17 protein-coding genes, 1 rRNA gene and 1 pseudogene are annotated in these 25,720 nt (G+C 59.5%); 6 read left to right on the top strand and 13 right to left on the bottom strand.

Annotated elements, in window-relative coordinates; all coding sequences use genetic code 11:
* The first annotated feature begins 213 nt into the window (after positions 1 to 213).
* From ACQ4WQ_RS16130 to ACQ4WQ_RS16115, 4 genes are all read left to right on the top strand, one after another.
* Complete coding sequence (locus ACQ4WQ_RS16130; RefSeq protein ID WP_092798098.1) at positions 214 to 1,209, top strand: BMP family lipoprotein; 996 nt, start codon at positions 214 to 216, stop codon at positions 1,207 to 1,209.
* Between the two features lie 81 nt (positions 1,210 to 1,290).
* A complete protein-coding gene (locus ACQ4WQ_RS16125; protein ID WP_436498373.1) occupies positions 1,291 to 2,820 on the top strand; it encodes an ABC transporter ATP-binding protein in 1,530 nt (509 codons plus the stop codon).
* Positions 2,817 to 3,896, top strand: a complete 1,080-nt coding sequence (locus ACQ4WQ_RS16120; protein ID WP_034754518.1) for an ABC transporter permease — start codon at positions 2,817 to 2,819, stop codon at positions 3,894 to 3,896. The genes ACQ4WQ_RS16125 and ACQ4WQ_RS16120 overlap by 4 nt, the downstream gene beginning before the upstream one ends.
* Positions 3,897 to 3,900: 4 nt before the next feature.
* On the top strand, positions 3,901 to 4,872 hold the full coding sequence (locus ACQ4WQ_RS16115) for an ABC transporter permease (RefSeq protein WP_034754516.1): 972 nt from the start codon (positions 3,901 to 3,903) through the stop codon (positions 4,870 to 4,872).
* A gap of 420 nt (positions 4,873 to 5,292) precedes the next feature.
* Here ACQ4WQ_RS16115 and ACQ4WQ_RS16110 read toward each other — a convergent pair.
* Positions 5,293 to 5,877, bottom strand: a pseudogene (locus tag ACQ4WQ_RS16110) (NUDIX domain-containing protein); the annotation flags it as partial.
* Between the two features lie 85 nt (positions 5,878 to 5,962).
* Here ACQ4WQ_RS16110 and ACQ4WQ_RS16105 point away from each other — a divergent pair.
* Positions 5,963 to 6,727: a DeoR/GlpR family DNA-binding transcription regulator gene (locus tag ACQ4WQ_RS16105; RefSeq protein ID WP_436498371.1), complete on the top strand. Its 765-nt coding sequence runs from the start codon at positions 5,963 to 5,965 to the stop codon at positions 6,725 to 6,727.
* Between the two features lie 33 nt (positions 6,728 to 6,760).
* Here the strand turns inward: ACQ4WQ_RS16105 and ACQ4WQ_RS16100 are convergent, their stop codons facing one another.
* The 10 genes from ACQ4WQ_RS16100 to puuE all read right to left on the bottom strand — a co-directional run bounded on the left by ACQ4WQ_RS16100 (position 6,761) and on the right by puuE (position 23,944).
* A complete protein-coding gene (locus ACQ4WQ_RS16100; RefSeq protein ID WP_436498369.1) occupies positions 6,761 to 7,831 on the bottom strand; it encodes a S1/P1 nuclease in 1,071 nt (356 codons plus the stop codon).
* 1 nt (position 7,832) lies between these two features.
* Positions 7,833 to 9,062 carry a phospholipase D-like domain-containing protein gene (locus tag ACQ4WQ_RS16095; RefSeq protein WP_436498367.1) on the bottom strand — a complete coding sequence of 410 codons (1,230 nt, stop codon included), beginning with the start codon at positions 9,060 to 9,062 and terminating at the stop codon, positions 7,833 to 7,835.
* A gap of 16 nt (positions 9,063 to 9,078) precedes the next feature.
* The gene (locus ACQ4WQ_RS16090; RefSeq protein WP_436498365.1) at positions 9,079 to 10,788 is read right to left on the bottom strand and encodes a bifunctional metallophosphatase/5'-nucleotidase; all 1,710 of its coding nucleotides are present in this window, start codon (positions 10,786 to 10,788) and stop codon (positions 9,079 to 9,081) included.
* Positions 10,789 to 10,900: 112 nt separating this feature from the next.
* Entirely contained in the window at positions 10,901 to 14,317 is a 3,417-nt protein-coding gene (locus ACQ4WQ_RS16085) for a TonB-dependent receptor (RefSeq protein WP_436498363.1), read from the bottom strand.
* Positions 14,318 to 15,109: 792 nt separating this feature from the next.
* Entirely contained in the window at positions 15,110 to 16,612 is a 1,503-nt protein-coding gene (locus ACQ4WQ_RS16080; RefSeq protein WP_436498361.1) for an adenosine deaminase family protein, read from the bottom strand.
* Positions 16,613 to 16,655: 43 nt separating this feature from the next.
* Entirely contained in the window at positions 16,656 to 17,972 is a 1,317-nt protein-coding gene (gene guaD / locus ACQ4WQ_RS16075) for a guanine deaminase (protein ID WP_436498359.1), read from the bottom strand.
* A 9-nt stretch (positions 17,973 to 17,981) separates the two neighbouring features.
* Positions 17,982 to 19,049: a xanthine dehydrogenase accessory protein XdhC gene (gene xdhC / locus ACQ4WQ_RS16070; RefSeq protein ID WP_436498357.1), complete on the bottom strand. Its 1,068-nt coding sequence runs from the start codon at positions 19,047 to 19,049 to the stop codon at positions 17,982 to 17,984.
* Between the two features lie 9 nt (positions 19,050 to 19,058).
* The gene (gene xdhB / locus ACQ4WQ_RS16065; RefSeq protein ID WP_436498355.1) at positions 19,059 to 21,404 is read right to left on the bottom strand and encodes a xanthine dehydrogenase molybdopterin binding subunit; all 2,346 of its coding nucleotides are present in this window, start codon (positions 21,402 to 21,404) and stop codon (positions 19,059 to 19,061) included.
* Between the two features lie 10 nt (positions 21,405 to 21,414).
* On the bottom strand, positions 21,415 to 22,881 hold the full coding sequence (gene xdhA / locus ACQ4WQ_RS16060) for a xanthine dehydrogenase small subunit (RefSeq protein ID WP_436498353.1): 1,467 nt from the start codon (positions 22,879 to 22,881) through the stop codon (positions 21,415 to 21,417).
* A 109-nt stretch (positions 22,882 to 22,990) separates the two neighbouring features.
* Positions 22,991 to 23,944, bottom strand: a complete 954-nt coding sequence (puuE, locus tag ACQ4WQ_RS16055) for an allantoinase PuuE (RefSeq protein ID WP_436498351.1) — start codon at positions 23,942 to 23,944, stop codon at positions 22,991 to 22,993.
* A gap of 120 nt (positions 23,945 to 24,064) precedes the next feature.
* On the opposite strand from puuE, the gene uraH reads away from it, so the two are divergent.
* Positions 24,065 to 24,418, top strand: a complete 354-nt coding sequence (gene uraH / locus ACQ4WQ_RS16050) for a hydroxyisourate hydrolase (protein WP_436498349.1) — start codon at positions 24,065 to 24,067, stop codon at positions 24,416 to 24,418.
* A gap of 93 nt (positions 24,419 to 24,511) precedes the next feature.
* Here uraH and ACQ4WQ_RS16045 read toward each other — a convergent pair whose 3' ends face one another.
* Together ACQ4WQ_RS16045 and rrf are read right to left on the bottom strand one after the other, a co-directional pair.
* On the bottom strand, positions 24,512 to 25,189 hold the full coding sequence (locus ACQ4WQ_RS16045) for a PEP-CTERM sorting domain-containing protein (protein ID WP_436498347.1): 678 nt from the start codon (positions 25,187 to 25,189) through the stop codon (positions 24,512 to 24,514).
* A 218-nt stretch (positions 25,190 to 25,407) separates the two neighbouring features.
* Positions 25,408 to 25,520, bottom strand: a 5S ribosomal RNA gene (gene rrf / locus ACQ4WQ_RS16040).
* Between the last annotated feature and the right edge of the window lie 200 nt (positions 25,521 to 25,720).

Raw genomic sequence — 25,720 nt, 5'->3', positions numbered from 1 at the left:
ATGTTGTACTTATAAAAGAGACGGGGCGCGACTGTTGCATGAGCATCACACTGTCGACATAAAAGCATACGAGGCCAGCAATGATCTTGTGCAATACAGTGCAATGTTGATAAGAAATCATCACCTCGTGCATCAAAAACAGGCTAAATCGGCCCCAAATTATATGTTTCACCTATAAAAAATATACAATATCGATCTTCCAGGAGCCAATTCATGAAACTTACACAATTTAGTTTGACGATCGCAGCCGTTTTTCTGACTGCTCAAGCGTCCGCGGCTACCCCAAAACTGGGTGTCGTGTATGACGCGGGCGGCAAGTTCGACAAGTCGTTCAACCAATCCGCTTTCGAAGGTGCATCGCGCTTCAAAAAAGACACGGGCATTTCCTTCATCGAAGTACAGGCATCGAGCGATACGCAAGCCGAGCAAGTCATGCGCGGCCTGGCCCGAAAGAAACTCGACATGATCGCTGCCATCGGCTTTGCGCAAACGCAAGCCGTGCAAAAGGTCGCCAAGGAATTCCCGAACGTGAAATTCGTGCTGATCGACGGCCAGGCCGCCGGCAGCAACGTCAATTCCGTCGTCTTCAAGGAAGAAGAAGGCTCCTACCTGGTGGGCGTGGCTGCGGCCATGGCCAGCAAGAGCAAGAAGGTCGGCTTCATCGGCGGCATCGATATTCCCCTGATCCGCAACTTCGCCTGCGGCTACGCGCAAGGCGTCAAGGCCGTCAATCCGAAGGCGGAAATCACGCAAAACATGGTCGGCACCACGTCCGGCGCCTGGAATGACCCGGCCAAGGGTGGCGAACTGGCCCGCTCGCAATTCGAGCGCGGCGTCGATGTCGTCTTCGCCGTCGCTGGCGGCAGCGGCATGGGCACCTTGCAAATGGCCAAGGAAAAAGGCAAGCTGGCCATCGGCGTCGATTCGAACCAGAACCATTTGTATCCAGGCAGCATCCTGACCTCGATGGTCAAGCGCGTCGACAACACGGTCTACGACAGCTTCATGGAAGTCAAGAACGGCACCTGGAAGGGCGGCGTCAGCTATAAAGGCTTGAAAGAAGGCGGCGTAGATTGGGCGCTCGACGCCAACAACCGCAAGCTGATTACGCCGGAAATCGAAAAACGCGTGTTGGGTGCGCGTAAGGACATTATCGATGGCAAGATCAAAGTGATCGATTACCGCGTCGGCAGCAGCTGCCCGGTTTAATTTTTCTCCGTATCTTTTAGCGCGCCGCCGGGGCCTGTCTCCGCGCGGCGCGTTTCCATGAAACTATCCAGTTATGAACCTATGCAGCCAGCAGTAGAATTTCGCAGCATTTCCAAGCAGTTTGGACATGTGAAGGCGAACGCCGACGTCAGCTTCTCCATCGCCAAGGGCAGTATCCACGGCCTGGTGGGAGAGAACGGCGCCGGCAAATCGACCTTGATGAGCATCCTGTACGGGTATTACCGTGCCGACGGCGGAGAAATCTTGCTCGACGGTAAAGTACAGCCTATCCGCAACAGCCAGGAAGCGATCAACCTCGGCATCGGCATGGTGCACCAGCACTTCATGCTGGTCGAGAACTTCACCGTCCTCGACAATATCATGCTGGGCACGGAAGGCGGTTTTCGCCTGGCCAGCCACCGCACGGAAGCGGAAGCGAAATTGCGCGAAATTTGCGCGCGCTACCGCCTCGACGTCGACCCGCTGGCGAAGATCGAAGACCTGTCCGTCGGTGCGCAGCAGCGCGTGGAAATCCTCAAGCAGATTTACCGCAGCGCCAACATCCTGATCCTCGACGAGCCGACGGCCGTGCTGACGGCGCAGGAAACGGCGTCGCTGTTTGAAATCCTGCGCCTGTTCAAGGAGCAAGGCAAGACCATCATCCTGATCACGCACAAGCTGCAAGAGATCCTGGAAATCACCGACAACGTCACCGTCATGCGCGGCGGCACGGTGGTGGGCGCCGTGGCGACAAACGGCACCTCGAAAGAGGAACTGGCCAACATGATGGTCGGGCGCCCCATCCAGAGCCACTTGCCGCGCGCCCCGTACAATCCGGGCGCCACGGTGCTGGAAGTTGACGGCTTGCAACTGGCTGACGAACAGCAAGTCAAATTGCTGGCCGATATAGGTTTCAACTTGCGCGCCGGCGAAATCGTCGCCATCGCGGGCGTTTCCGGCAACGGCCAGAGCGAGCTGCTGGAAATCCTCTCGGGCATGCGCTTGCCCACGTCCGGCACGCTGCGCTTCCTGGACAAGGACTTGCCGTTTGCCAAGCGCCACGATGCCGATGGCTTGCCGCTGGCCTTCCGCGAACTGGGCATCGCCCACATTCCGGAAGACCGCTTGCGCGATGGCGTGGTGAAGAATTTCTCCGTCATGCAAAACACCATCCTCGGTTACCAGGACCACCTGAAGAACCGCTGGGGCCTGTTCAACTTCAAGGCCATCGGCGCCCGCTGCGCGGAACTGCTGAAGACGTTTGATGTGCGCCCGGCCAATCCGGACCTGCGCATCGGCTTGTTGTCAGGCGGTAACCAGCAAAAGGTGGTGATCGCGCGCGAAGTACTGGCCAAGCCGAAACTGATGCTGGTGGGGCAACCCACGCGCGGCGTCGACATCGGCACCATCGAAAGCATCCATACGCAATTGCTGGCCCTGCGCGACGCGGGCGTGGCGATCCTGCTGGTGTCCGTCGAACTGGAAGAAGTGCGGGCGCTGGCCGACCGCATTCTCGTCATGTGCGGCGGACGCATCACCGGCGAACTGAAAATTGAAGAATTCGATACCACCCGCATCGGTCTGTTGATGGGGGGAATGCATAAATCATGAATAACGACTTGCCACGCTGGGCGACAGCCTTTGTCATGCCCATGTTAAACCTGCTGTCGGCCTTGCTGGTCGCCGCCCTGGTGATTTATATGCTGGGCGAAGACCCGGCCGAATCGCTGTCGATCCTGGTCCACAGCGCGATCCTCAATCCGGAAGGCTTGAGCTACACCCTGTTCTACGCCAGCACCTTCATCTTCACGGGCCTGTCGGTTTCCGTGGCGATGCAGGCCGGCCTGTTCAATATCGGTTCCGAAGGCCAGATGTACATCGGCGGCCTGGGCTTGACGGTGGCCATGCTGGCCTTCGACCAGACCCTGCCCGCCTGGCTCTTGATTCCTGCCGCCATGATCGGCGCGGCCCTGTTCGGCGCGTTGTGGGGCTTTTTGCCCGGCTATCTGCAAGCGAAACGCGGCAGCCACATCGTGGTCACCACCATCATGTTCAACTTCATCGCCGCCAGCCTGATGAATTTTATTATCGTGAAGTACCTGATTCCGCCGGGCGAGCAGAATACGGCCAGCCGCGTGTTTGCGGAAAGCGGCGAAATGCCGCGCCTCTCCACCTGGTTCCCGTCGCTGGGCGACACGCCGCTGAACATCAGCTTTATCCTGGCGATCGCCGCGCTGGTCATCTACGGCGTGATGGTCTGGCGTTCGTCGTGGGGCTTCAAGCTGCGCGCCACGGGCCTCAACAAGCACGCGGCCCACTATGCGGGCGTGTCGATCAGCAAGATGATCATCATCGTCATGCTGATCTCGGGCGCGCTGGCGGGCTTGGGTTCCGTCAATTCCATCATGGGCTCGACCCATTACCTGTCGCTCAACTTCGTCGGCGGCGCCGGTTTCATCGGCATCGCCATCGCCCTGATGGGTCGCCAGCATCCGGTCGGCATCTTTTTGTCGGCCGTGCTGTTCGGCGCGCTGATCCAGGGCGGCTTCGACCTGTCGCTGGAAAAACCGAATATCCCGACAGAAACCTTCATTTTCATCCAGGGCTTGATCATCCTGTTCTGCGGCGCCATGGAAAACTTCTACGCACCGGCCATTTCCGCCCTGCTCAAGCGCACCAAAGGCTAACACCATGACACTCGACGACTTTCAATTCGCCAGCATCCTGGTATCGACCGTGCGCAATGCGCCCGTCCTGATCTTTGCCGCCATGGCCGGCCTGTTCGCCGAACGCAGCGGCATGATCGACATCGGCCTGGAAGGCAAGATCCTGGCCAGCGCCTTCGCTTCCGCCGCCGTCGCCTACACGACGCAAAACCCGTACTACGGCATGGCTGCCGGCATGCTCGTGTGCGTCGCCCTGGCCTTGCTGCAGGCGTACGTCAGCATCACGCAAAAGGGCAACCAGCTGGTGGCCGGCATGGCGATCAACATCGCCATGAGCGGACTGACGTTCGTGCTGGCGCAATTCTTCTTCCAGCAAGGCGGCCGCACGCCCGACCTCGGTTCGGCGCGGCTGTTCGACGTGGTCTTGCCGGGCACGCAGTACGTGGAACACATCCCGTTCATCGGCTGGGTGTATGCCCATCTGATCGGCGGCCATTCCATCCTCGTCTACGTGGCCTTCCTCTTGATCCCGCTCGTGCACTGGCTGCTGTACCACACGCGCTTCGGCCTGCGCCTGCGCGCCTGCGGCGAAAATCCGCATGCGGCCGACTCGGCCGGCGTGAGCGTGGAAGCGACGCGCTACCTGGCCATGCTGGTGGCCGGCATCCTGTGCTCGTTCTCGGGCGCGTATCTGGCCATCGTGCAAAGCGGCTTCTTCCTGCGCGACATGTCGGCCGGTGCCGGCTACCTGGCCCTGACGGCCATGGTGTTCGGCAACTGGCGTCCCGTCTACACCTTCCTCGGCTGCCTGATGTTCGGCTTCTTCGCCGCCATCCAGATTCAAATTGAAGGCGTGGACTTGCCCGTCGTGGGCCGCATCCCCGGCTCGCTGATCCAGATGGTGCCATACGTGGTCACCGTGATCGTGCTGGCGGGCTTGATGGCGAAATCCATCGCGCCGAAAGCGATCGGTATCCCCTTTGTTAAGTCCCGTTAAGAGACTGTGACAGCATCAGAAAAGCGAAGCCCGCGGGCTTCGCTTTTTTTACGCCTGGGCAATCTCGTCCAGCGAGAAATATACGGGCAAGCCCAGGTTGCGCGCCACGGCCACCATCTGGTCGGCCCCCTGGGAAGCGCCGCCCAGGCGCAGCACGGCATCGCAATGACTCAATAAACGCGTCGAGTGCGCGTGGAACAGTTCCTCATACACGGCATCACCCACCTGGCGTGAGCCTGCCAGCGCCAGCATGGGCAAGGCCAGCCATTCACCGAGCACGGGCATGTGTCCCTTGGCATACAAGGGCAGGCAGACGGCTTCCATGGCCGCCACATTCGCCGCCATCAGGGCCGGATCATCGCCCGTGCCGGAACGGTAGGGCCCGGCAACGAGAATCTGCAGCCCCCGTTTGCCTGGCATCAAATGCAGTTGCGCATGCTGCAGCAGCATGATGGTCTTGCCATCGCAGATGCGCCCGTCCGCCACCATCTGCATGGCTTGCGCCAGCGGCAATTCCAGCACCTCGATATCTTCTCCCTCGTGCGCCAGGCCGCCGCCGTCGCCGATGCGGCTGGCGGGATCGTATTCGGCGACAAAGAAATGCAGGCGCTCCGTCACGGAGCCGGGACTCATGAAGGCCTGGAATATCTTGTGCACCTGCCCCACCCGGTAACCGGTTTCCTCTTCCACCTCGGCGCGGATGCGCTGCTCGGCGCTGGCCTCTTCCAGCAAACCGGCCGCCGACTCGATGAGGAAACCATCGTGGCCTTCGCGGTAGGTGGGGAAGCGGAACTGGCGGATCAGGATCACCGTGCGTTTGGCCTTGTTGTACAGCAGGATGGTGGCCCCGTCGCCACGGTCATAGGTTTCCCGCGTCTGCGTCTGCCACTGGCCGTCGTGGCGCAGGTAATCGAAGGTGGTCTTTTGCAGCAGATACCAGTCGTGCGACAGGGTGTGCACCTGCTGGATGCGGACCCGTTGCTGCTTGCTATTTTCTTCGTGCATAGTGTCTCCTTGTGCTTGCGTTCGACGACTTTATCATGCAAACTCGTGCAATATCAAGAAAATACAAGAATATTCAAGAAAAACCATGCTGACACATCAACGCAAACAATACCTGCTGGACTTGCTCCAGCGCGAAGGCCAGATCGTCGCCAAGGCCGTCAGCGATAGTCTGGGCTTGTCGGAAGACACGATACGGCGCGACCTGCGCGAGCTGGCGAAAGAAGGGCTATTGGAACGCGTGCACGGCGGCGCCCTGCCCTTGCTGCCACGCTCCCCCGCGCTGGTGCCGTTTGCGGGGCGCGAACAGATTTCGCCGCAAGCCAAGCCCGCCATCGGCCGCGCAGCGGGCGCCATGATACAAACGGGGCAAGTGGTGTTCATCGATGGCGGCACGACCGCCGTGCAGCTGGCGCGCCAGTTGCCGCGCGACTTGCGCGCCACCATCGTCACGCACAGCCCATCGGTTGCCGTCGAGCTGGCGACTCACCCATCGATCGACGTGCTGATGCTGGGCGGGTGCCTGTACAAGCACTCGATCGTGGGCGTCGGCGCGGCCACCGTGGAAGCCATCGGCCGCATCCGCGCCGACCTGTACTTCATGGGCGTATCCAGCCTGCATCCGCAAGCGGGCATCACCACGGGCGATTACGAAGAAGCATGCGTGAAACGCGCGCTGAGCGAGGCCTCAAGCCGCACCGTCGTGCTGGCATCGCCGGAAAAGTTCAACACGGCGTCGCCGTTCCAAATCGCGCCCTTGAACCAGGTCAACGATATCATCGTGCACCGCGACATGGAAGACGCTCTGCTCGCGCCCTTCCGCGAGATGGGAATCGCCATCACCCTGGCATGAAAAAAGCGGCCCGCAGGCCGCTTTTCACGCATTTCACTGTGGCCAAATCGCCTGCAGCACGGCAGCCAGGCGATAGCCCGCCTCGGTCAGCTGCTGCTTCGCCAGCGCCGAGCTGGGCACGGGATAACTGTCCGGCACCGTCAAGGTCCACACGTTGTAGACCTCGCCCTTGCGGCTGGTCTGCTGCGTGGCGGGGCCGGCCACCACGTCCGTGAAAGCAATCTTGGACGCCGCCAGCGAGGCATCGGCCCACTGATACGGCCAGGTGGCGGGGTCGCCAGTATTGACGCTCACCACAGGCGCGCTGGCGATCACGGTGCTGGCGAACTGCTGCGGCGTGCGCGTGCTCAGGCGGCGCATGGCGTAATCGACCACGGTCGTGTCCCAGTAGGAATGCAGTGGCTTGGTGGGCGACTTTGGATAGCTGCTGGCAGGCTTGGGCTCGCCCTCGTCTACCGGCAGCGGCGCGGGAATCACGGCATCGGACAGGGCCGTCATCTTCGCATCGTCGAGCAGCAAGTCGTTGCCGCCGCGGGCATTGAAAATAGTGGCGTCATCGATCTGCGCCTGCGTGGCGGGCACGAAGAACTGGCCATCCTTGCCGAGAAACGCATTGCCCACATGCAGCGGCTGGTGGATATCGCCCACCAGGTGCGTGATCAGGATCAGCGCTTCGCGCTGGCTGAAGCCGTGCGGATTGCCGGCCGCATCGGCCTTGCCTTGCAACACCAGGATCGCCTGCTTGAGCGTCTGCACGATATCGTCGTCCGCCGTGCCCACGCCATGGTCGTGGTAATGCGCATTCTGGAACGGCACATTCGTGTAATGGTATTCGCCATGCTTGGGGTTCGCCGCCACATACGTCAGCATTTCCGGCGATTGCGGGCCGCAATACGTGCCCTTCACGCAATCGGGCCAGTTGGCGATCTTTTCCAGGCTTTCGCCCGGCAACAGCAACCTGGCCACCTGGGCCTGGGCCACGCTGCCTTTGAGCAATTGATCGGCGATGGCACCCACGGCGCGGTGACCGTCATTGCCCCAGGCCAGCACATTGCCGGAAGCGAATGCGGCGCCCAGCGCCAGCACACTCAGCAGTTTTTTCATGTTATTCCTTGCCTTGCGGCGTGGCTTTCGCCGGCTTCGGATATTGCTTGTTGATGTCGATCGGTTGCGCATATGCCGAGCTCCATGTCTGCTCATGCAGCGCAGCGATGCGTTGCGCCATAGCATCGTTGCGCAGCACCACTTCCAGGTTGCGCGACAAGTCGAAATAGCCGCCCGCCCAGTTGCTCGTGCCGACCCAGGCCAGCTTGCCGTCGATGCTCATGGTCTTGCTGTGGATCACGCGCGCGAACGGTATGAAACCCGTCGAAGCGGCCGGAATCGTCACGATGCGGATTTCCACGTTCGGCACCAGGGCCAGGCTTTTCAGGTAGGCGATGGCCGGCGCTTCCGTATTCCACGCGGATACCATCAGCTTGATCTTCACGCCGCGCTGGGCGGCCGCGCGCACGGCGTTATCGATCACGGCGTAATACGGCCGCGTGCGGTTCGGACCGTAGGACAGCGGTGCATAGTCGAGCAGCTGGATGCGCACTTCGCTTTGCGCTTGCGCCAGCAAGGCGGGCAAGCCTGTTTCCGAGTCGCCCACGCCGGCCGGGTTGTACGCGTTCGGGCTGGCCAGCAAAAAAGCGTTTTGCGCGTAATTGGCCGGCACGACCTTGCTGTTGAGCACCGTGGCGCGGCTGCCTTGCGACGTCAGCGCCTGCGCTTGCCAATCCTGTTCGAAGATGGCTTGCACCTGGCTCACCATGGCGGGCTCGGTGATTCTCAAGCCCGTCTCATGGATGTGTTCGAACGAGCGCCAGTCGAAATTCTGGCTGCCGATGTATGCCACCTGGCCATCGACGGCCAGGTATTTCGCATGCACGATGCCGTTGCCCGTGATCTTATTGAAATCGATGAGACGCAAGTCCAGGTTCGGAATCGCCTTGATCCGGGCGATGGTGGCCGCTTCCGACAAGCCCACGCCCTTCTGGTCCAGCAGGAAGCGGATCTTCACGCCGCGCTGGCCGGCGGCCGTCAGGCTGGCCAGCACTTTTTCAAAAGCGGTGCCCGGCTTGCTGACGGCATAGAATTGGGCAATGACGATCTCTTTCTTGGCCGCATCGAACAGCTCGCTCCACACGGCAACGGGCTCGCGCAGGTCGGGATTGGTCAAGGTGGTTTCCACGGGCGAGGTATGCACGAGTTCAAAGCCGGGTATCGTGAAATCGGCGTGGGCCGTGCCCGCGAACAGGCTGGAGAGAAGAACGGAAACAAATAAGCGACGCATGGTTATTCCTTTAATGTTATTTGACGCGCACGATGCGGCCTGCCGCCGTGGCGCTGCCGGCCGGCTTGCCGGCGCGCGCGCGGGCGATCAGGTAGTCGCTGAAGGCGTCGATGTCGCGCACGCCCGTGTCGAGCCGGCGCGTGCCGGCCGCCAGCACGGTAAAGCGGTCGCCGCCGCCGGCGAGGAAACTGTTAGCGGCGACACGGTATTGTTGATTGTCTTCAAGAGGAATGCCATTGAGCATGATGCTGCCTGGCAGCACGCGCTGGCCCTGGGGCCGCGTGCTGTCCCAGCGATAAGTAAAACCTTCGGACACTTGCAGCAGATTGTTGTCCTCCGCTTCGGCGCCCGGCCATTGCTGCTCGAGCAAGGTGCGGATTTGCGCGCCGGAAAGACTCACGACGATCAGGGTATTGCCGAACGGTACAACCGCCTGGTTCTGGCCCACGTTCGTCATCAGATCGGCGCCCGCTTCCAGGTCCTTGCGGATGCCGCCATTATTCATCAGGCCGATTTGCGCGCCAGCAGCGCGCGCGCCGAACAAGGTGCTGTCGGCCACCAGGTCGCCCAGCGGGGAGGCGCCGCCACCCTTGGTGCTGCGGCCTACGTTCGGCACGGCAATGGCGGCCACGGGACGCGACAATTCTTGCGCACTGCGCTGCTTGACCGATTCCAGGTAGGCTGCCACGGCCGGGTCCGGCTCATACATGCCTGGCAGCATGACGACGTTTTGCGCGCTGGCATCGATCAGCGTATTCTTGACAGGATCGACCTTGAGCTTGATGCGCGTCAACATGTGTCCGCCCATCTGCGCCTGGGTCACCAGCCGGCCATCGACACGGCACAGATAGCCCTGGTGCGAATGGCCGCTGATGACGAGCTGAATCGCCGGATCGAGGCGTTTCACGACATCGACCACTTCGCCCTTCAGGTGGCTGCAATCGGGCTGGTCGACGGCTTCCTTCGTCTCGCCGCCCTGGTGCAGCAGCACGACGAACACCCCCACGCCCTGCGCGCGCAACTGCGGCAAGGTGGCGTTGATGGCGTCCGCTTCGTCGCCGAACTGCAAGCCGGCAATGCCGGCGGCCGTCACCACGGACGGCGTATCTTTCAGTACGGCGCCGATCAAGCCCACCTTGACGCCATGCGCCTCTTCGATGCGGTAGGCGGGCAGCAGGGACTTGCCCGTCTGCGTGTCGATCACATTGGCCGCCATATAGGTATAGCTGGCGCCCTTGAAGTCGGGCGTGAACTTGCAGGCCTTGTCGGCGCGCGAGGACTCGCAACCGCCGCGCTGCTGGCGCAGCAATTCCGCCTTGCCCTGGTCAAATTCATGGTTGCCGACGGAACTGGCCTTCATGCCCAGCATGTTCATCGCCACGATGCTCGGTTCGTCCGCCCACAGCGCCGACATGGCGGGGCTGGCGCCGATCAGGTCGCCATTGCCGACAAAAATCAGCTGCGCATCTTCGCGCCGCCACGCCTTCAATGCGCCGGACAGGGTATCGATGCCGCCCGCCTGCGCCGTCCTGCGCTCGGCATCGGCGGCGCTCGTGTAGGTGAATTTGCTGCGGTCGAGGTTGCCGTGAAAATCGTTCAGGGCGACCAGGTTCAGTTCAATCGGGCCGCTCGGCGCAAGCTGTGGCGCGGAAGCGAAATTGCTGCAGCCGGACAGGATGAGAATCAGGGCCGCGCTGGCGACCTGGGTGCGTAAGAAGTGAGCCATGGAATCAATATGTCAAAAAAGAGAAAGGGTAAACCATCTGGTCTATAAAAAAAACGGCTGGTGTCGCCACCAGCCGTTTTTTAGTTTGCCAAGCTACGAGGCAAGAACGAGATTAGAACTCGTACTTGATCGTCGCTTGCAGCGCCCATTGCGATTCGCCTTTGACTTGACGCGTTTCCAGGCTTTCCACCACAGGACGGGTGTTGTACACATACTTGCCGTTTTCCATACCGACGTAGTCGACGAAGCTGCGTACCTGACCACCGGCCGATTGGAAGGCCACTTCATTGATACGGCCCCATTTACGGTTGATCATGTTACCGACGTTCAGGATATCGAAGGTGAAGATACCCTTGTTACCTTTGAAGAAGCCCGGCACCTCCTGGCTCAGACGCACGTCGAAGCTGTTGGTCCATGGTGCAAAGCTTTCGTTACGGCCAATCACGCCGCCCTTGGCTTTACGCAGGTCGCCATTTGCGTTGACGACGCTCCAGAACGCCGCTTCGTTGGCGGCACGTGCCGCTGGCGTGGCGCCGGCAAACACGACCTCACCCGAACCTGGGGCTTTAGGAATGTACATCAAGTCATTGCCGGCCAGGCCGTCACCGTTCAAGTCGTTGTTGATGGTCCAGCTGTATGGCTTGCCGCTACGGCCTTCATAGAACAGACCGAAGGTGGTCTTGTATTCGCCGAAGAAGCGTTTTTGCCAGTTGACGTTAGCCGTAAAGCGGTCCTTGACCATGTAGTTCGAGTTCGACGCGACGTTTTCGTTCGGGTTGAAGACGGCACGGCCGCCCCAGTTCGAGCTCGAGGTCGACGATGTCAACGGCGACACTTCCGTGGCATCGCTGTAGGTGTACGACGAACCCCACGACAGGCCTTCGCGCAGCGGGCTACGCAGCGACAGGGTCAGCACATTCGAAGCACCCTTGTCGGTGTTCGTTGCCATCAGCACCTGGCCGAATTTCTCGTTGGAACCCGCCTTGGTCAAGGCGCTGCAAGATGCACCGCCTTTCAAGCTGCCCGAAGCATTCCAGCAGCCGGCGTCATATGCGTTCTTGCCATAGTACAGAGGACGGCCATCGCTACCGGTTGCCGTTGGCGCACCCAGGTTCAGCTCCTGGTAGTAGATCGAGTTCTTGGTTTGCAGACGCAGGTACTCTGCACCTACGATCAGGCCCATCCATGGCAATTCATGTTCGAATGCCAAGTTGGCTTTCCACACCGAAGGTTGCGCCAGATCGGAACTCAGCAAGTCGACTTTCATTGCAGGGATCACAGGACCCAGATTGGTAGGCTGCTTGGTTGGATCAGGATTGAAGAAGCCAGGCGTATCCAGGCAGGTACCGGCCGAAGACGAGCAGGTGTAGTTTTGCGTGGCCATGCCGGTGTTCTGGTATGGATTGCCCAGCCAGACACTGGCTGCCGCGCCCTGGAACAAGCCGAAGCCGCCGCGCACTTGCGTCGGACGTGCCGAGTCAAACTTGTAATTGAAGCCGACGCGCGGCTGGTACAGGTTTTCTCCGTCGATGGTACGCGTATTATCCACGCCGAAACCGCCGGTTTGACGACCGAACTGGCTGGTACGTGCGACCGTTGGCAGCGCCGCGGTCGGATTGTAGATGGGCTTTTCGCCGATGCGGGTACCGTCAATGCGCAAGCCGGCGCTAATGGTCAGCTGCTTGCTGACGTCCCAGGTATCTTGCACGAACAGGCCGATGTTTTTCAGCGAGAACGTTGCAGTGGCGTCAGCCAACGTGCGGCCAGGCTGCGGAACCTGATAGCTATACGAGCTTGGTCGGCCCAGGCGGAAGTTTTCCAGTACGGCAGCTTGGATCTGCGCTGCGGTCGTGGCCTTGTTGCCGCAATCGATAGCACCGAACGAATACGTGACCTTGGCGCTGCTGTTGATACAGCCAAAGGTGTAATTACCATTGACGTTTTGCAAGAAGGCATTGTAGACATCGTTCTTGCTGTAGTCGGTACCAAACTTGACTTCATGATCGCCCAGTGCCCAGGTACCGGCAGCATAGAAATCCTTGGTCTTGGTGCCCAGCACATTCATTTGACGGCTTTGCTCGGTACCGAAGTTCAGGAAGCGGTTACCGGTCGCCAGGCTGGCTGGCGCGCCATCAGGCAATGCACCCGAGAACTGCAAGCCCATGGCTGGCAGGTAAGCATTGTTTTTTGGCACGCTGTCATATTTACGCGACGATACCTTGACTTCGGTCGAGAACGTTGGGGTCCATTCGGCCGTCCATTGGCCAACCAGCGTTTCCAGGTTCTTTTCCTGGTTGTACCAGTAAGAACTCAGGGACAGGCCGGTCGGCGAGAAGCCGGTGTAGATCGGTTCAGCTTGCTCGGTCTTGGCGTAACGCAACATGATGCGTTGGGTATCGGTCAAGTTCCAGTCCAGTTTCAGCAGCTTTTCCTTGGCCGTGAATGCCGAGCCACCAGGGATCGCCAGGCTGCCGATAGGGATACCGTACTTGTCCTTGGCGATGGCGATAGCGCCATCGATGGCCGATTGGGTAATCGCGACGTTGGTCTGCGCACTGCCGACAGGACCGAAGGCCGGGGCGCCGCGCGAACTCTTGGTTTCTTCGTAGTTGGCAAACAGGAACAGTTTGTCTTCGATCAGCGGGCCGCCCAGGGTGATGCCCTTGGTGGTGTCTTTCGATTTTGGCGGTGCGTAATATTCGCCGGTCGTATCGTTGTAGCGATCGCCAGCGGTGCTGTCATTGCGGAACACGTAGTAAACGCTGCCCTTGACCTTGTTGGTACCGGATTTGGTCACGGCGTTGATGTTGGCGCCCGTGTAGCCTTTTTGCGTCACGTCATAGTTAGCGACGTTCACTTGCACGGACTGGATCGCTTCGATCGAAATCGGTTGCTTGCCAGTGGCGGTACCGGAAGCTTCCAGGCCGAAGGTGTCGTTCACGGCCACGCCGTCAATCGTCATCGAGTTGTAGCGCGAGTTCTGGCCAGCGACGGAAATTTCGCCGCGTTCCTTGTCGGTTTGCGACAGGCGCGGGTCGGCGCGGGCGTAATCTTGCAAGCTGCGCGAGATCGATGCCTGGGTTGCCAGTTCGGTCGGGCTGATATTAGTGCCGGCGCCCATGTTGTTGCGGTTAAACACCTGGTTGCGGATGGCATTCGTGCTGACATTCACCACTTGCATCTGTGCGCCCAGGGTCGCATCGACGCTGGCCGTTTCCGCCAGCTGGATGAAGACGCCTTCGCGTTTTTCCACTTCGCCATTCTTGGTGATGGTGATCGTGTAAGGACCGCCTGCGCGCAAGCCACGTGCAACATAGCGGCCTTCAGCATCGGTGGTCACGTTGCTGACTGAGCCAGATTCAACGTGAACGATATTGACCTGTGCGCCAGCTGCAGGCTTGCCGTCATTGGACGAGATACGTCCGCTGATGGCCGAGGTAGTGTTCTGTGCGAACGATGGTACCGCCGCCAGTGCAATAGACAGGCTGAACGCGATTTGCGTTAGCCGAAGTCGTTTGTGATTGATCATCTTTAACCCCAGAAAAGACTATTATTTTTGAAAATCCTGGATTGCCCCACCGTCCGGCTGCGCCGCACAGCAACACAAACACAAGATCTCCTCTTTACGATGCTGCAACTGTTACGCCGGCTGGACTGGCTGCGGTCCTGACAAGACCATCACAAACGCCTCTCCACACATCACAGCCATGGCAATTCAAGCAATAACGACGGAAAACGATGTTTCCTGGCCGTACAACACTGAGCGCTAGCATCTGTGTCATTCACCCGACATGCTGAGCCGGCCAACATGGCAAGCCGCGAGTGTAATTGTTAAATATTTCAAGACTGTGACACGGCGGCAAAATGCAGAGGAATGTCGTCATTTAGCTGCGCGACTGTTTGTTTCACTCTGCATCTCACCTTTATTTACTGCAAATACCCATCTTCATACGATATCGCCCAGATGAATTGTGACTTTTTAATATCACCTTCATCCCACTATGCATCATCAAAAAATGGATGACAAATACGTTTTTTTTTACATATTTATATATTTAAAATATAAATAGCATGGGGGAACGAGCGGGATTGATATCGTGCTGACAGCGTTCGGGCTTATGGCGCGAGATTATAAATGAGCAATATGTACTTGAAATTGATTCATCCAGGAAATTGGATAAAGTCGTGTATCTGCCGTTAATTGTGTCGCATGGCCGCCACAAAATTAACAGAAAAACATGGCGGGGATTCGAGGGCAGAAATGAAAAACGGCCGGAAGATCCGGCCGCCCTGAGAGTATAAGTTGTGAACGTCGTGCAACTTACGGTTTGCTGCTCTTGCCTGCCTTGTCGGCCACGGCAATTTGCGCTTCAAAACGGGTAAAACGGGCATCGAGCGCTTTCAGCAAACGTTGCTTGTCCGCTTCCGCCAAGAAGGAATAGCGCAAGCTGTTATACGACAGCTTTTTGATTTCCGCATAATCGGTCTTGTACTGGCTGGCAAACAGCACGTATTCATTCGACAGGGTATTGCGCGACACGCCAGCGTCATCGGTGGAGATCACGAAGGGCACGCCATACTTGCGGTACAAGGTAATCGGATGGGCCTGGCCCTTGATGCCGAGAATGTAATCATTGCTGGTCAGGTTCACTTCCACGGGGATGCCCCGTTCGCGCATCTTCTGCATGGTCGCCAACGCATTGTGTTCGTAGGCGATATCCATGCCATGGCCGATACGGTCGGCGCCGGCCACATCGACGGCTTCGGCGATATGAAACGCCATGCCTTCCGGCGGCACCATGCCCAGCGCCAGCTCGCCCGCGTGCAGGGCGATCTTGACGTTCGGATATTTTGTTTTGAGGAACTTGAACATTTCCATGTGCAGGCTGTAATCGCGCATGGACACATTCACGCTTTCCTGGCCCACGATATTCACGCCCACCAGCAGCGGATTGAGGCTCGCTGCCTTGAACGCGGCCACCATGGACGAGAACACTTGCGATGGCGACAGGAAACGCAGCACATACGCCTGGTAGCGCATGGTGAAGTGCGCATCGTCGATGCCGGCGCTGCTGGCGTTCACATTGTCGTTATACGCGGTAATGCTTTTCTGGAAACTGGCGTCCTGCTCCAGGCTGGCTGTCCACTTGGCCAGCACGGCTTGCAACGCTGCCGGCGGCAAGCCCGGCGCCAGCACCTGCTGGTCGAACTGCGTGTTTTGCACGAATGGCGACAGCTCGAAGATCGTCTCGATGTAGCTGAGGTTTTCCGCGATGGCGCGCTGCTTCAGGGTTTTCAGGCCATCGGCCGTATTCGTCGATGCCACGGGACCGAAGTAGCCGAAGGTGTCAAAGAAGGTACGGTCCGGCGGCGTCTGGATGGCGCCGTGGTTATAGAAATCCTTGGTCGACCAGCGCTGCAGCAATTCCGCATACAGGCCCGCATCGGCAAACACTTCCGTGGACGAGAGGCAGCTGCGCTGCGCGGCCGGCTTGGCGCGCTCGGCCGCCACGACGTCCTTGTTGCTTTCGATGCGGTAGGTCGTCTTGTTGACGCAATAGTTTTCCTTGTCGACCCAGTCGAGGAATTGCTCGGCATAAATGGCACCCGAGTAATGGTGATGCAAGTCGCCGCCCTTGGGCATCATGGAAAAGAACAGGCTCAACTCGGCGGTCTTCGGCTGCGCACCGCCAACCAGGGTGGCAAAATGGCGCGCGGTGGCTGCTTCGTTGGAAGACGGGGTGGCCACGGCCTTGGCGGCCTGCGCCGCTCCGGTCAATGCCAGCGCGGCGCCAAGCGCCAGGCCAGTGAGTTTCTTGTGCATTCGCATTCTCGCTCAGGATGATTCGTGTTGAACAACGGGTAGGTCAGCCCTGCCCCCGCACATGCACGCATTGCCCGCCCGAATAGGTGGCGGCCACGGCGCGGTCGTCGCCCAGCAGCGCGAAGGCAAACAGCAATTCCTCCAGGCTTTGACAACCGGCCGTGCGGCGTTCGAGCAGCGGCGTCGATTGCTTGTCGAGCACGATGAAGTCCGCTTCCGTACCAGCCGTGAAATTGCCCAGGATGCCTTCCAGCTGCATGGCCCGTGCGGCGCCCAGGGTCGCCAGGTAAAACATGCGCAAGGCGGGCAGATAGCTGCCTTTCAAGCGTGCTACTTTATAGGCTTCGTTCATTGTTTGCAACATCGAGAACGAGGTGCCGCCGCCCACATCGGTGGCCAGCGACAGCAGCACTTTCGCCGCATCGGCCCGCTCGAAATCGAACAGGCCGCTACCGAGGAACAGGTTTGACGTAGGGCAAATGGCGGCTGCCGAAGACGTTTCCGCCATGCGCGCGCGGTCCCGCTCATCGAGCCAGATGCAGTGGCCGAACATGGCGCGCGGGCGCAGCATGCCGTAGTGGTCGTACACATCGAGATAGCTGCGCGCCTGCGGATGCAGTTCGCGCACCCAGCGGCATTCATCCTCGTTTTCCGACACGTGGGTTTGCAGATAGGCATCCGGATAGGCGCGCGCCAGCTCGCCCGCCAGGTGCATCTGTTCATTCGTCGACGTCGGCACGAAGCGGGGCGTGATCGCATACAGCGAGCGGCCGTGCTTGTGCCAGCGCTGGATCAGCTCTTCGCTTTCGCGCGCGCCGGATTCGGCCGTGTCGCGCAGGAACTCGGGGCAGTTGCGGTCCATCATGACCTTGCCCGCCACCATGCGCAAGCCGCGCGCCTCGCTGGCGCCAAAGAAGGCATCAACCGATTGCGGGTGCACGCTGCCATATACCATGGCCGTCGTGGTGCCGCAACGCAGCAGTTCATCGAGAAAGAACTCGGCGACATCGCGCGCATGCTCGGGATTTTCAAACGCGCGCTCGGTGGGAAACGTATACGTTTCCAGCCACGGCAGCAAACCGGGGGCGGGCGAAGCGATCATTTCCGTCTGCGGAAAATGCAGATGCGTATCGATGAAACCGGGCACGATCAGCTTGCCGCGGTAGTCGACGATTTGCGTGCCGGGCGGCAAAGTTGCTAGCAACCGCGCGTAATCGCCGGCCGCCACGACCTTGCCGTCGGCCACGATCAGCAAGCCGTCCGCATGCCAGGCATGCGCCTCCTCGGTGAAAGCGGGATCGGCGTGGAAGTGCAGCAAGCTGGCACGGTAAGCTTGCAATGTGGCAGGAACAATCGGCATGACTTCTTTCTATAACGGGTGAATGGCGGCGCGTGGTTCGCGGCGCGGTGGCGCGCTGGCAGAGGCCAGCCGCAGCGGTGCGGCCAGGGCCGCGCTGGCGGCTTCCTCCCACACCATCAGTAATTGACAGGCAACGGAGGCGGCGATCACGGCCGGCGCCTTGTTGCGGATGCCGGGCATGCCGATCGGACACACCATGGCCGCAATGCGTTCGTCCGGCACGCCGCGCGCGCGCAGCCGGTGCTCGAACTGCTTGCGCTTCGTGTGCGAACCGATCAAGCCAAACCAGCCCGCATCCTCGCGCTCCATGATGGCTTGCGTCAAGCGCTGATCGAGCGCATGGCTATGCGTCATGACGAGAAAACTGCCGCCCGGCGGCGCCATGGCGACGAACTCCTCGGGCGTGTCGGTGGCGGCGATGCGCACATTATCTGGCATTTGTAGGGGAAACATGTCTTCGCGTTCATCGACCCAGGTGACATTGCAGGGCAAGTGGGCCAGCGCGCGCACGATGGCCGCGCCCACGTGGCCGGCGCCAAACAGGGTCAGATGGGCGCGCGGCGCCAGGCAGGGATCGACCAGCCAACGCCGCCCTTCAATCCCCTGCGCGACATGGGTACTGCGCTCGCGCGAGAACGTGTCAGGCGCCTGGCCTGGCGTGCCGGCGATCAACTTACCGGCGGCATCGAACAGGGCCGACGCGGCGTCGCCATCGAGCGCCGTCAAACGCCAGCTGTCCTGCTGGCGGCGTTCGCGCAAGGCGGCCAGCAATTCTTTCAGGCTCGCATCGACATACTCGAACGCCAGGTGGACGACGCCACCGCAGCATTGTCCCAGACTGGGGCCCAGCGCAAAACGCTCGAGCCGCGCATGCGTGTCTCCTGTCGCCAGCATGGTCTTGGCGATTTCCACGGCGCGCAATTCCAGGTGGCCGCCGCCGATGGTGTCCACTTGGCCTTCGAGGCTGACGCGCATCTTCGCGCCCGCCTCGCGTGGCCCGGAACCTTCCACCAGGGCCACCGTCACCAGCACGGATGCCTGCGTGTCATTGTCGATTGCTGCCAACCAGTCGCTCATCGTCTGCTCCTAGGCGCCGGCATGCGCCGCTTGCACGGCCATGACCGCCTTGAGGATTTCCTCGCTGGTGGCCGGTGCATTCAGAGGCGGCTGCACGGCGTGATGGCCCACGCTGGAAATGGCGTCGCGAATGGCAAAGAACACGGAAAACGGCAGCAGCAGCGGTGGCTCGCCCACGGCTTTGGAACGGTGGATGCTGTCTTCCACATTGCGGTTCTGGAACAGCTTGACGCGAAAATCTTCCGGGCAATCGGAAATGCCGGGAATCTTGTACGTCGAGGGCGCATGCGTCATCAGCTTGCCTGCCGCATTCCACCACAGCTGCTCCGTCGTCAGCCAGCCCATGCCCTGGATAAACGCCCCTTCCACCTGACCCAGATCAATGGCGGGATTCAATGACTGACCCGCATCGTACAAGGCATCGGCGCGCAGCAGTTTCCATTCCCCCGTCAAGGTGTCGACCACCACTTCGGCCACGGCCGCGCCATATGCGTAATAAGAAAACGGATGACCCGTCATCGTCTTCGCATCCCACGACAGGCCCGGCGTGGCATAAAAACCGTCCGACCACAGTTGCACCCGCGCCAGATACGCCTTCTGCACCAGTTCGGCAAACGGCACGACGTGACCATGCACGTGGATATGATTGTCGAAGAAGCGCACGGAGGCGGCCACGCCGCCGTACAGTTTGACCGCGTAATCGGCCAGGCGTTCGCGAATCTGGCGTGCCGCATCCTGCGCTGCCTTGCCGTTCAGGTCGGCGCCGGTGGAAGCCGCCGTGGCCGACGTGTTCGCCACCTTGCTGGTGTCGGTGGCCGTGGCTCGCACCCTGTCCAGATCCAATCCCAGCTCGTGCGCCACCACCTGCATCACCTTGGTATTGATGCCCTGCCCCATTTCCGTGCCGCCATGGTTGACGAGCACGGAGCCATCCACGTACACGTGCACGAGGGCACCGGCCTGGTTCAAATGCGTGACGTTGAAGGCGATGCCGAATTTCAAGGGCGTGAATGCCAGGCCCTTCTTCAAGACAGGGCTGGCTTCGTTGAACGCATCGATGGCGCGGCGGCGCGCGCGGTAGTCGCTGCTCTCTTCCAGTTCCGCAACGAGCTCATGGATCACGTTGTCGACGATTTTCTGCCCGTACGGCGTGACATTGCGCCCTTCCGCATCGTTGCGGCCATAGAAATTGAGCAGGCGGATATCGAGCGCGTCGCGTTGCAAATGGCGGGCGATTTCATCGATCACATACTCGATGGCGATGGCGCCCTGCGGCCCGCCAAAGCCCCGAAAAGCCGTGTTCGACTGGGTATTCGTCTTGCCGCAGGCGGCGCGGATATCCACGTCGGACAAATAGTAGGTGTTGTCGAAGTGGCAGACGGCGCGCGTGGCGACGGGGCCGGACAAGTCCGCCGAATAGCCGGCGCGCGTGGTCATGTCGACCTTGGCGGCAAGGATACGGCCGTCGTCGCCGTAGCCCACTTCGTACTCATAGTAAAAACAGTGGCGCTTGCCCGTCACCAGCATGTCGTCGTCGCGGTCGGCGCGCAGTTTCACGGGGCGCTTCAGTTTGGCTGCCGCAATCGATGCGGCCGCCGCCCACAGGGCCGACTGCGATTCCTTGCCGCCGAAACCGCCGCCCATGCGCCGGCATTCGACCGTGATGTTGTGCGAATGCACGCCCAGCGCATGCGCCACCACGTGCTGCATCTCGCTCGGATGCTGGGTCGAACACAGCACCAGCATGCCCTGCGCTTCCTTCGGGATGGCGTAGGAAATCTGTCCTTCCAGATAAAACTGTTCCTGTCCGCCCACATACAGCTGGCCCTTGACCACATGCGGCGCCTTCTCGAATGCGGCCTGGTAATTACCGCGCGTCAGCTGCATGGGCGGCAGCACATACCATTGCGCCGCCTTGGCCGCCTGCGGCGTCATGATCGCAGGCAACTCGTCATAGCTCACTTGCGCCAGGCGCGCGGCACGGCGCGCATGGTCGTGCGTATCGGCCACCACGATGAAGATGGGCTGGCCCACGTATTGCACCAGATCAGCAGCCAGGATGGGGTCGTCATGGATGATGGGGCCGCAATCATTGGTGCCGGGAATGTCCTGCGCCGTGTAGACGGCGACGACACCGGTAGCGGCGCGCACGGCAGATAGATCCATGGCCGTGATGCGCGCGTGCGGCTTTTGCGACAGGCCCAGCGCCGCGTGCAAGGTGCCTTGCAGTTCGGCGATATCGTCCGTGTAGGTGGCTTGCCCCAGCACATGCAGTTGCGCCGATTCATGGGGGCTGGGCTTGCCCACGGCGGCCCAGACGGCCGCTTGCAGTTCGGGCGTGGCAGGATGGTTCATGCTGGTCCTTTCAGGCGCGGCAAGCGTAGGCGTTGAGGGACGTCGGGGGCAGTGGCGCACCGGGACGGGTTTCCAGCCAGAAGCGGCGCAACAGGTTTTGCGCCGTCGTCATGCGGTAGGTGTTCGATGCGCGCATGTCGGACAGGGGCGCGTAATCGTCGGCCAGCAGGCGCATGGCGATAGTCAGATTTTCCTCACTCCATGCCTGTCCCCGCAGAAACGCTTCCGTCTGCGCGGCGCGCTGCGGCGTGGCCGCCATGCCGCCAAAGGCGATGCGCGCGTCGACGATACGTTCGCCATCGAGCTGGAAGGCAAACGCGGCGCACACGGCCGAGATATCCTGGTCGAAGCGCTTGGCCAGTTTATACGTGCGGAAATGCACGTCGGCACGGGGCAAGGGCACCCGTACGGCTTCGACGAATTCGCCCGGCTGCATATCTTTCTTTTGGTAAGCCAGATAGAACTTTTCAAGCGGCATGATGCGCTGTCCGGCCGGGCCGCGCAGCACGATATCGCTGCCCAGCGCAATCAGCCACGGCATCGAGTCGCCAATGGGCGAACCATTCGCCACATTGCCGCCCAAAGTACCGGCGTTGCGGATCGGCAAGGAAGCAAAACGCTGCCACAGTGCCGACAATTCGTCCGGATAATGCTGGCACAGCGCCGCATACGCATCGTTCAGGCTGGCGCCGGCGCCGATGTGCAGCTTGTCGTCAACGATGCCGATGGTTTTCAGGGCAGCCACATTGCCCAGATATATGATATCGCCCAGGTCGCGCAGTTGCTTGGTGACCCACAAGCCTACGTCGGTGGAACCGGCCAGCAGACAGGCTTGCGGTTTTTCCGCGCGCAGCGCCACCAGTTCCTCGATGCTGCGCGGTGCGTGGAAGTACTGGCCGCCATGTTCATACGTGCTCAGGCTGCCGCGCTGCAGCGCCTGCAATTGCTGCGCCAAGGCATCGCGATCGAACGCGACGTGCGGCAATTCAGTCATGCGCCTGGCCGCGTCGATGATGGGCCGGTAACCGGTGCAGCGGCACAGATTGCCCGACAGCGTATCGTCGATTTCGCAGCGCGTGGGCGTGGCGCCGTTTTTCTCCAGATACATGCCCCACAAGGACATGACGAAGCCGGGCGTGCAAAAACCGCACTGGGAACCGTGGCACTCGACCATCGCCTGCTGCACCGGGTGCAAGGCGCCGTCGGGCTGCTGCAAGTCTTCCACGGAAAACAGGGCTTTGCCATCGAGGGTGGGCGTGAGCTGGATGCAGGCGTTGACGGCCTTCATCTCGACCTGGCCGTCGACCAGGCTACCGATGACGACGGTGCAAGCGCCGCAATCGCCCTCGGCGCAGCCCTCCTTGGTGCCCGTGCAATGCAAATCCTCGCGCAGGTGCTGCAACACAGTCTGCGTAGGGGCGGCGTTGCGTACTTCCTGTACGGCACCACGGTAGTAAAAGCGGATAGGTTCTGACATGCTGGCCTCGGTATAGTCCCAGTATAGGAGATTAACACCGGCATATGGGACAACTATATGCAAAGACTGATTTTACTTATCATCCAATATCAATATCTATCAAGCACTCTCAGACAATGTAGGGATGCGTCGCATGCCAGTGTTCGGCGATATCGATGCGGCGCGTGATCCACACTTGCTCATGGCGCTGCACATAGTCGAGAAAGCGCGCCAGCGCCGCGGCCCGTCCCGGCCGCCCCACCAGGCGGCAATGCAGGCCGATGGACAGCATCTTCGGCTGGTTCAGGCCGTTCGGGTCGCCTTCCGCGTACAGCACGTCGAAGGCATCCTTCAGATAATCGAAAAACTGCGTGCCCGAATTAAAACCCTGCATGGCGGCAAAGCGCATGTCGTTCGTGTCCAGGGTATAAGGTACGATCAACTGCGGCTGCATGTCCGGCATGCCGGCCGCATCCGTGTACGCCACTTTTTCCCAGAATGGCAGGTCATCGCCGTAATAATCGGCGTCGTAGCGGAAGCCGCCATGCTCGACCACCAGTTTGCGCGTATTGGGCGAATCACGCCCCGTGTACCAGCCTTGCGGGGCGGAACCCGTCAATTCGCGAATGATCTGCACGGCCTCGCGCATGTGTTCGCGCTCCGTCGCCTCATCCATGTTTTGATAGGAAATCCAGCGCAAGCCGTGGCAAGCGATTTCATGGCCCAGTTGCTGGAAGGCGGCCACCGCCTCCGGATTGCGCTTCAGGGCCATGGAAACGCCAAAAATGGTCAATGGCAGGCGCCGCTCCTCGAACATGCGCAGCAAGCGCCACAGTCCGGCACGCGAGCCGTATTCATAAATCGACTCCATGCTCAAGTGTCGCGCGGGAAAAGCGGCCGCTCCGATCATTTCCGACAAAAAAGTTTCCGAGGCGGCATCGCCATGCAGCACGCTGTTTTCCGCCCCTTCCTCGTAATTGAGGACGAATTGCAGGGCGATGCGGGCTTTTCCCGGCCATTGAGGATGCGGTGGCGTGCGGCCATAGCCGATCAAGTCGCGCGGATAATTTTCATAAGTACTCATGCGGTGGCTCGCCTATAGGAGACAATGTTGGTTATACGCCCAATCATATAGCCAGCCGCTGATGCAGGTATATGATTTGCAAGATAAGCACATTCACTCACCCTATATACAGGATAGCAAATGGGAAAACTCAGCACGCATGTACTCGATATCGCCCACGGCAGGCCCGGAGCCGGCGTCAAGGTCACCCTGTTTTCGGTCGCGCCGGAAGGAAAAGTGTTGTTGAAGATGGATATGACCAATAGCGACGGCCGTTGCAGCTCGCCCTTGCTGGAAGGCGACAGCATGAAGGCGGGACAGTACGAACTGGTATTCAACGCAGGCGACTATTTCGCCGCCCAGGGCGTGGAATTGCCTTCACCCCGCTTCATCGATCTGGTGACCCTGTCCTTCGGCATCGCGCATACGGATGAGAACTACCACGTGCCGCTGGTGGTATCGCCGTGGTCGTATTCGACTTATCGAGGAAGTTAAGCCTGACAATTTTTAAGGAAATGAAAAAATTGCTGTAGCGCAAGGGAATCGTCAACTGCGTTGACGACTCCCCATGTTATCCAAATAGATATTCTACGTTGTTCGTTTGGCGCGACGCGCAGTAAATCCAATCACCCCCAAACCGAGCAGCATCATCGCATACGTTTCTGGCTCGGGAACCGCAGAGACGCCGTTGACGGTAATTTCATTGATACGGAAACTACGGTCGTAAGCATGTGACATGAAACGGCCCAAAACAACGGTATCAGTCACAATTCCGTCAAATATTGTGCCTGAAAAGCTATTGATTGCCTGACAAATACCCACAGCGCAGTTACGACCAGCTGAGGTAAACAAGAGCGACTGTCCATTGATAGTCACGGACACATTGCTCAACATGCTCTGAAACGGATCCCAGAATGCCGGAGCGCCCCAAATGTCTATGCCGCTCAATATCGTCTTTCCCGACAGGTGCAATGTCACCATTGTAGCCCCTCCGCCTTGGATAAGCTGGCTTGTCGTTCCGTCGGTTATACCGTCGTTCAGTGTTCCACTACCGCCAGTATAATTAAATCCGCCAGTACCGGAAGTAACGCTACCGGTATAAAAATTGGAATCGATGGAACCATCTGGGGCACTCGCAGCATTGATGACATCATAAGTCTTTACCATACTCTGCGCATGTACTTGCATCGATGCCAGCAATGAAATCGCAGCAAACAATTTCAATAAAATTCTATTCATTTTTTCTTTCACAATAAGTTCAATCAAAATTAACTATTTAGGAAGTATTTTCCACAACAATATAATATTGTCAGAAAAAATAATTTTCATAACGTTAATAAAGCATGATTTTATTGCCTTAATCCACACAAGTTAATAGCCTTCTCAGATTCAAAAAACTCTTTAAAGCAATGCGTTGTAAAAGCAATAGACGAAAAAAAACCCCACCGGAATCCGGCGGGGTTTTTCTCTACTGCGAATAACAAGCCTGACGATAACCTACTTTCACACTGGTTGCAGCACTATCATCGGCGCAAAGTTGTTTCACGGTCCTGTTCGGGATGGGAAGGGGTGGGACCAACTTGCTATGGTCATCAGGCATAACTTGTACTGACGGTTGCTCCCAATTGGGCAGCAGCGTCATGAATCTGGAAGAAGCAAAGATTTTGGGTAATGAATGGGTGTATCAACACACACGCAACGTTGTACCGTCTTATCCTCTGTACCTGCTAAGGTTATAGGGACAAGCCGTACGGGCAATTAGTACTGGTTAGCTTAATGCATTACTGCACTTCCACA

Source organism: Janthinobacterium goodfellowi, from assembly GCF_051380695.1.
Classification (GTDB): Bacteria; Pseudomonadota; Gammaproteobacteria; order Burkholderiales; family Burkholderiaceae_D; genus Janthinobacterium.
This window is presented reverse-complemented; position numbering and strand designations above follow the sequence as displayed.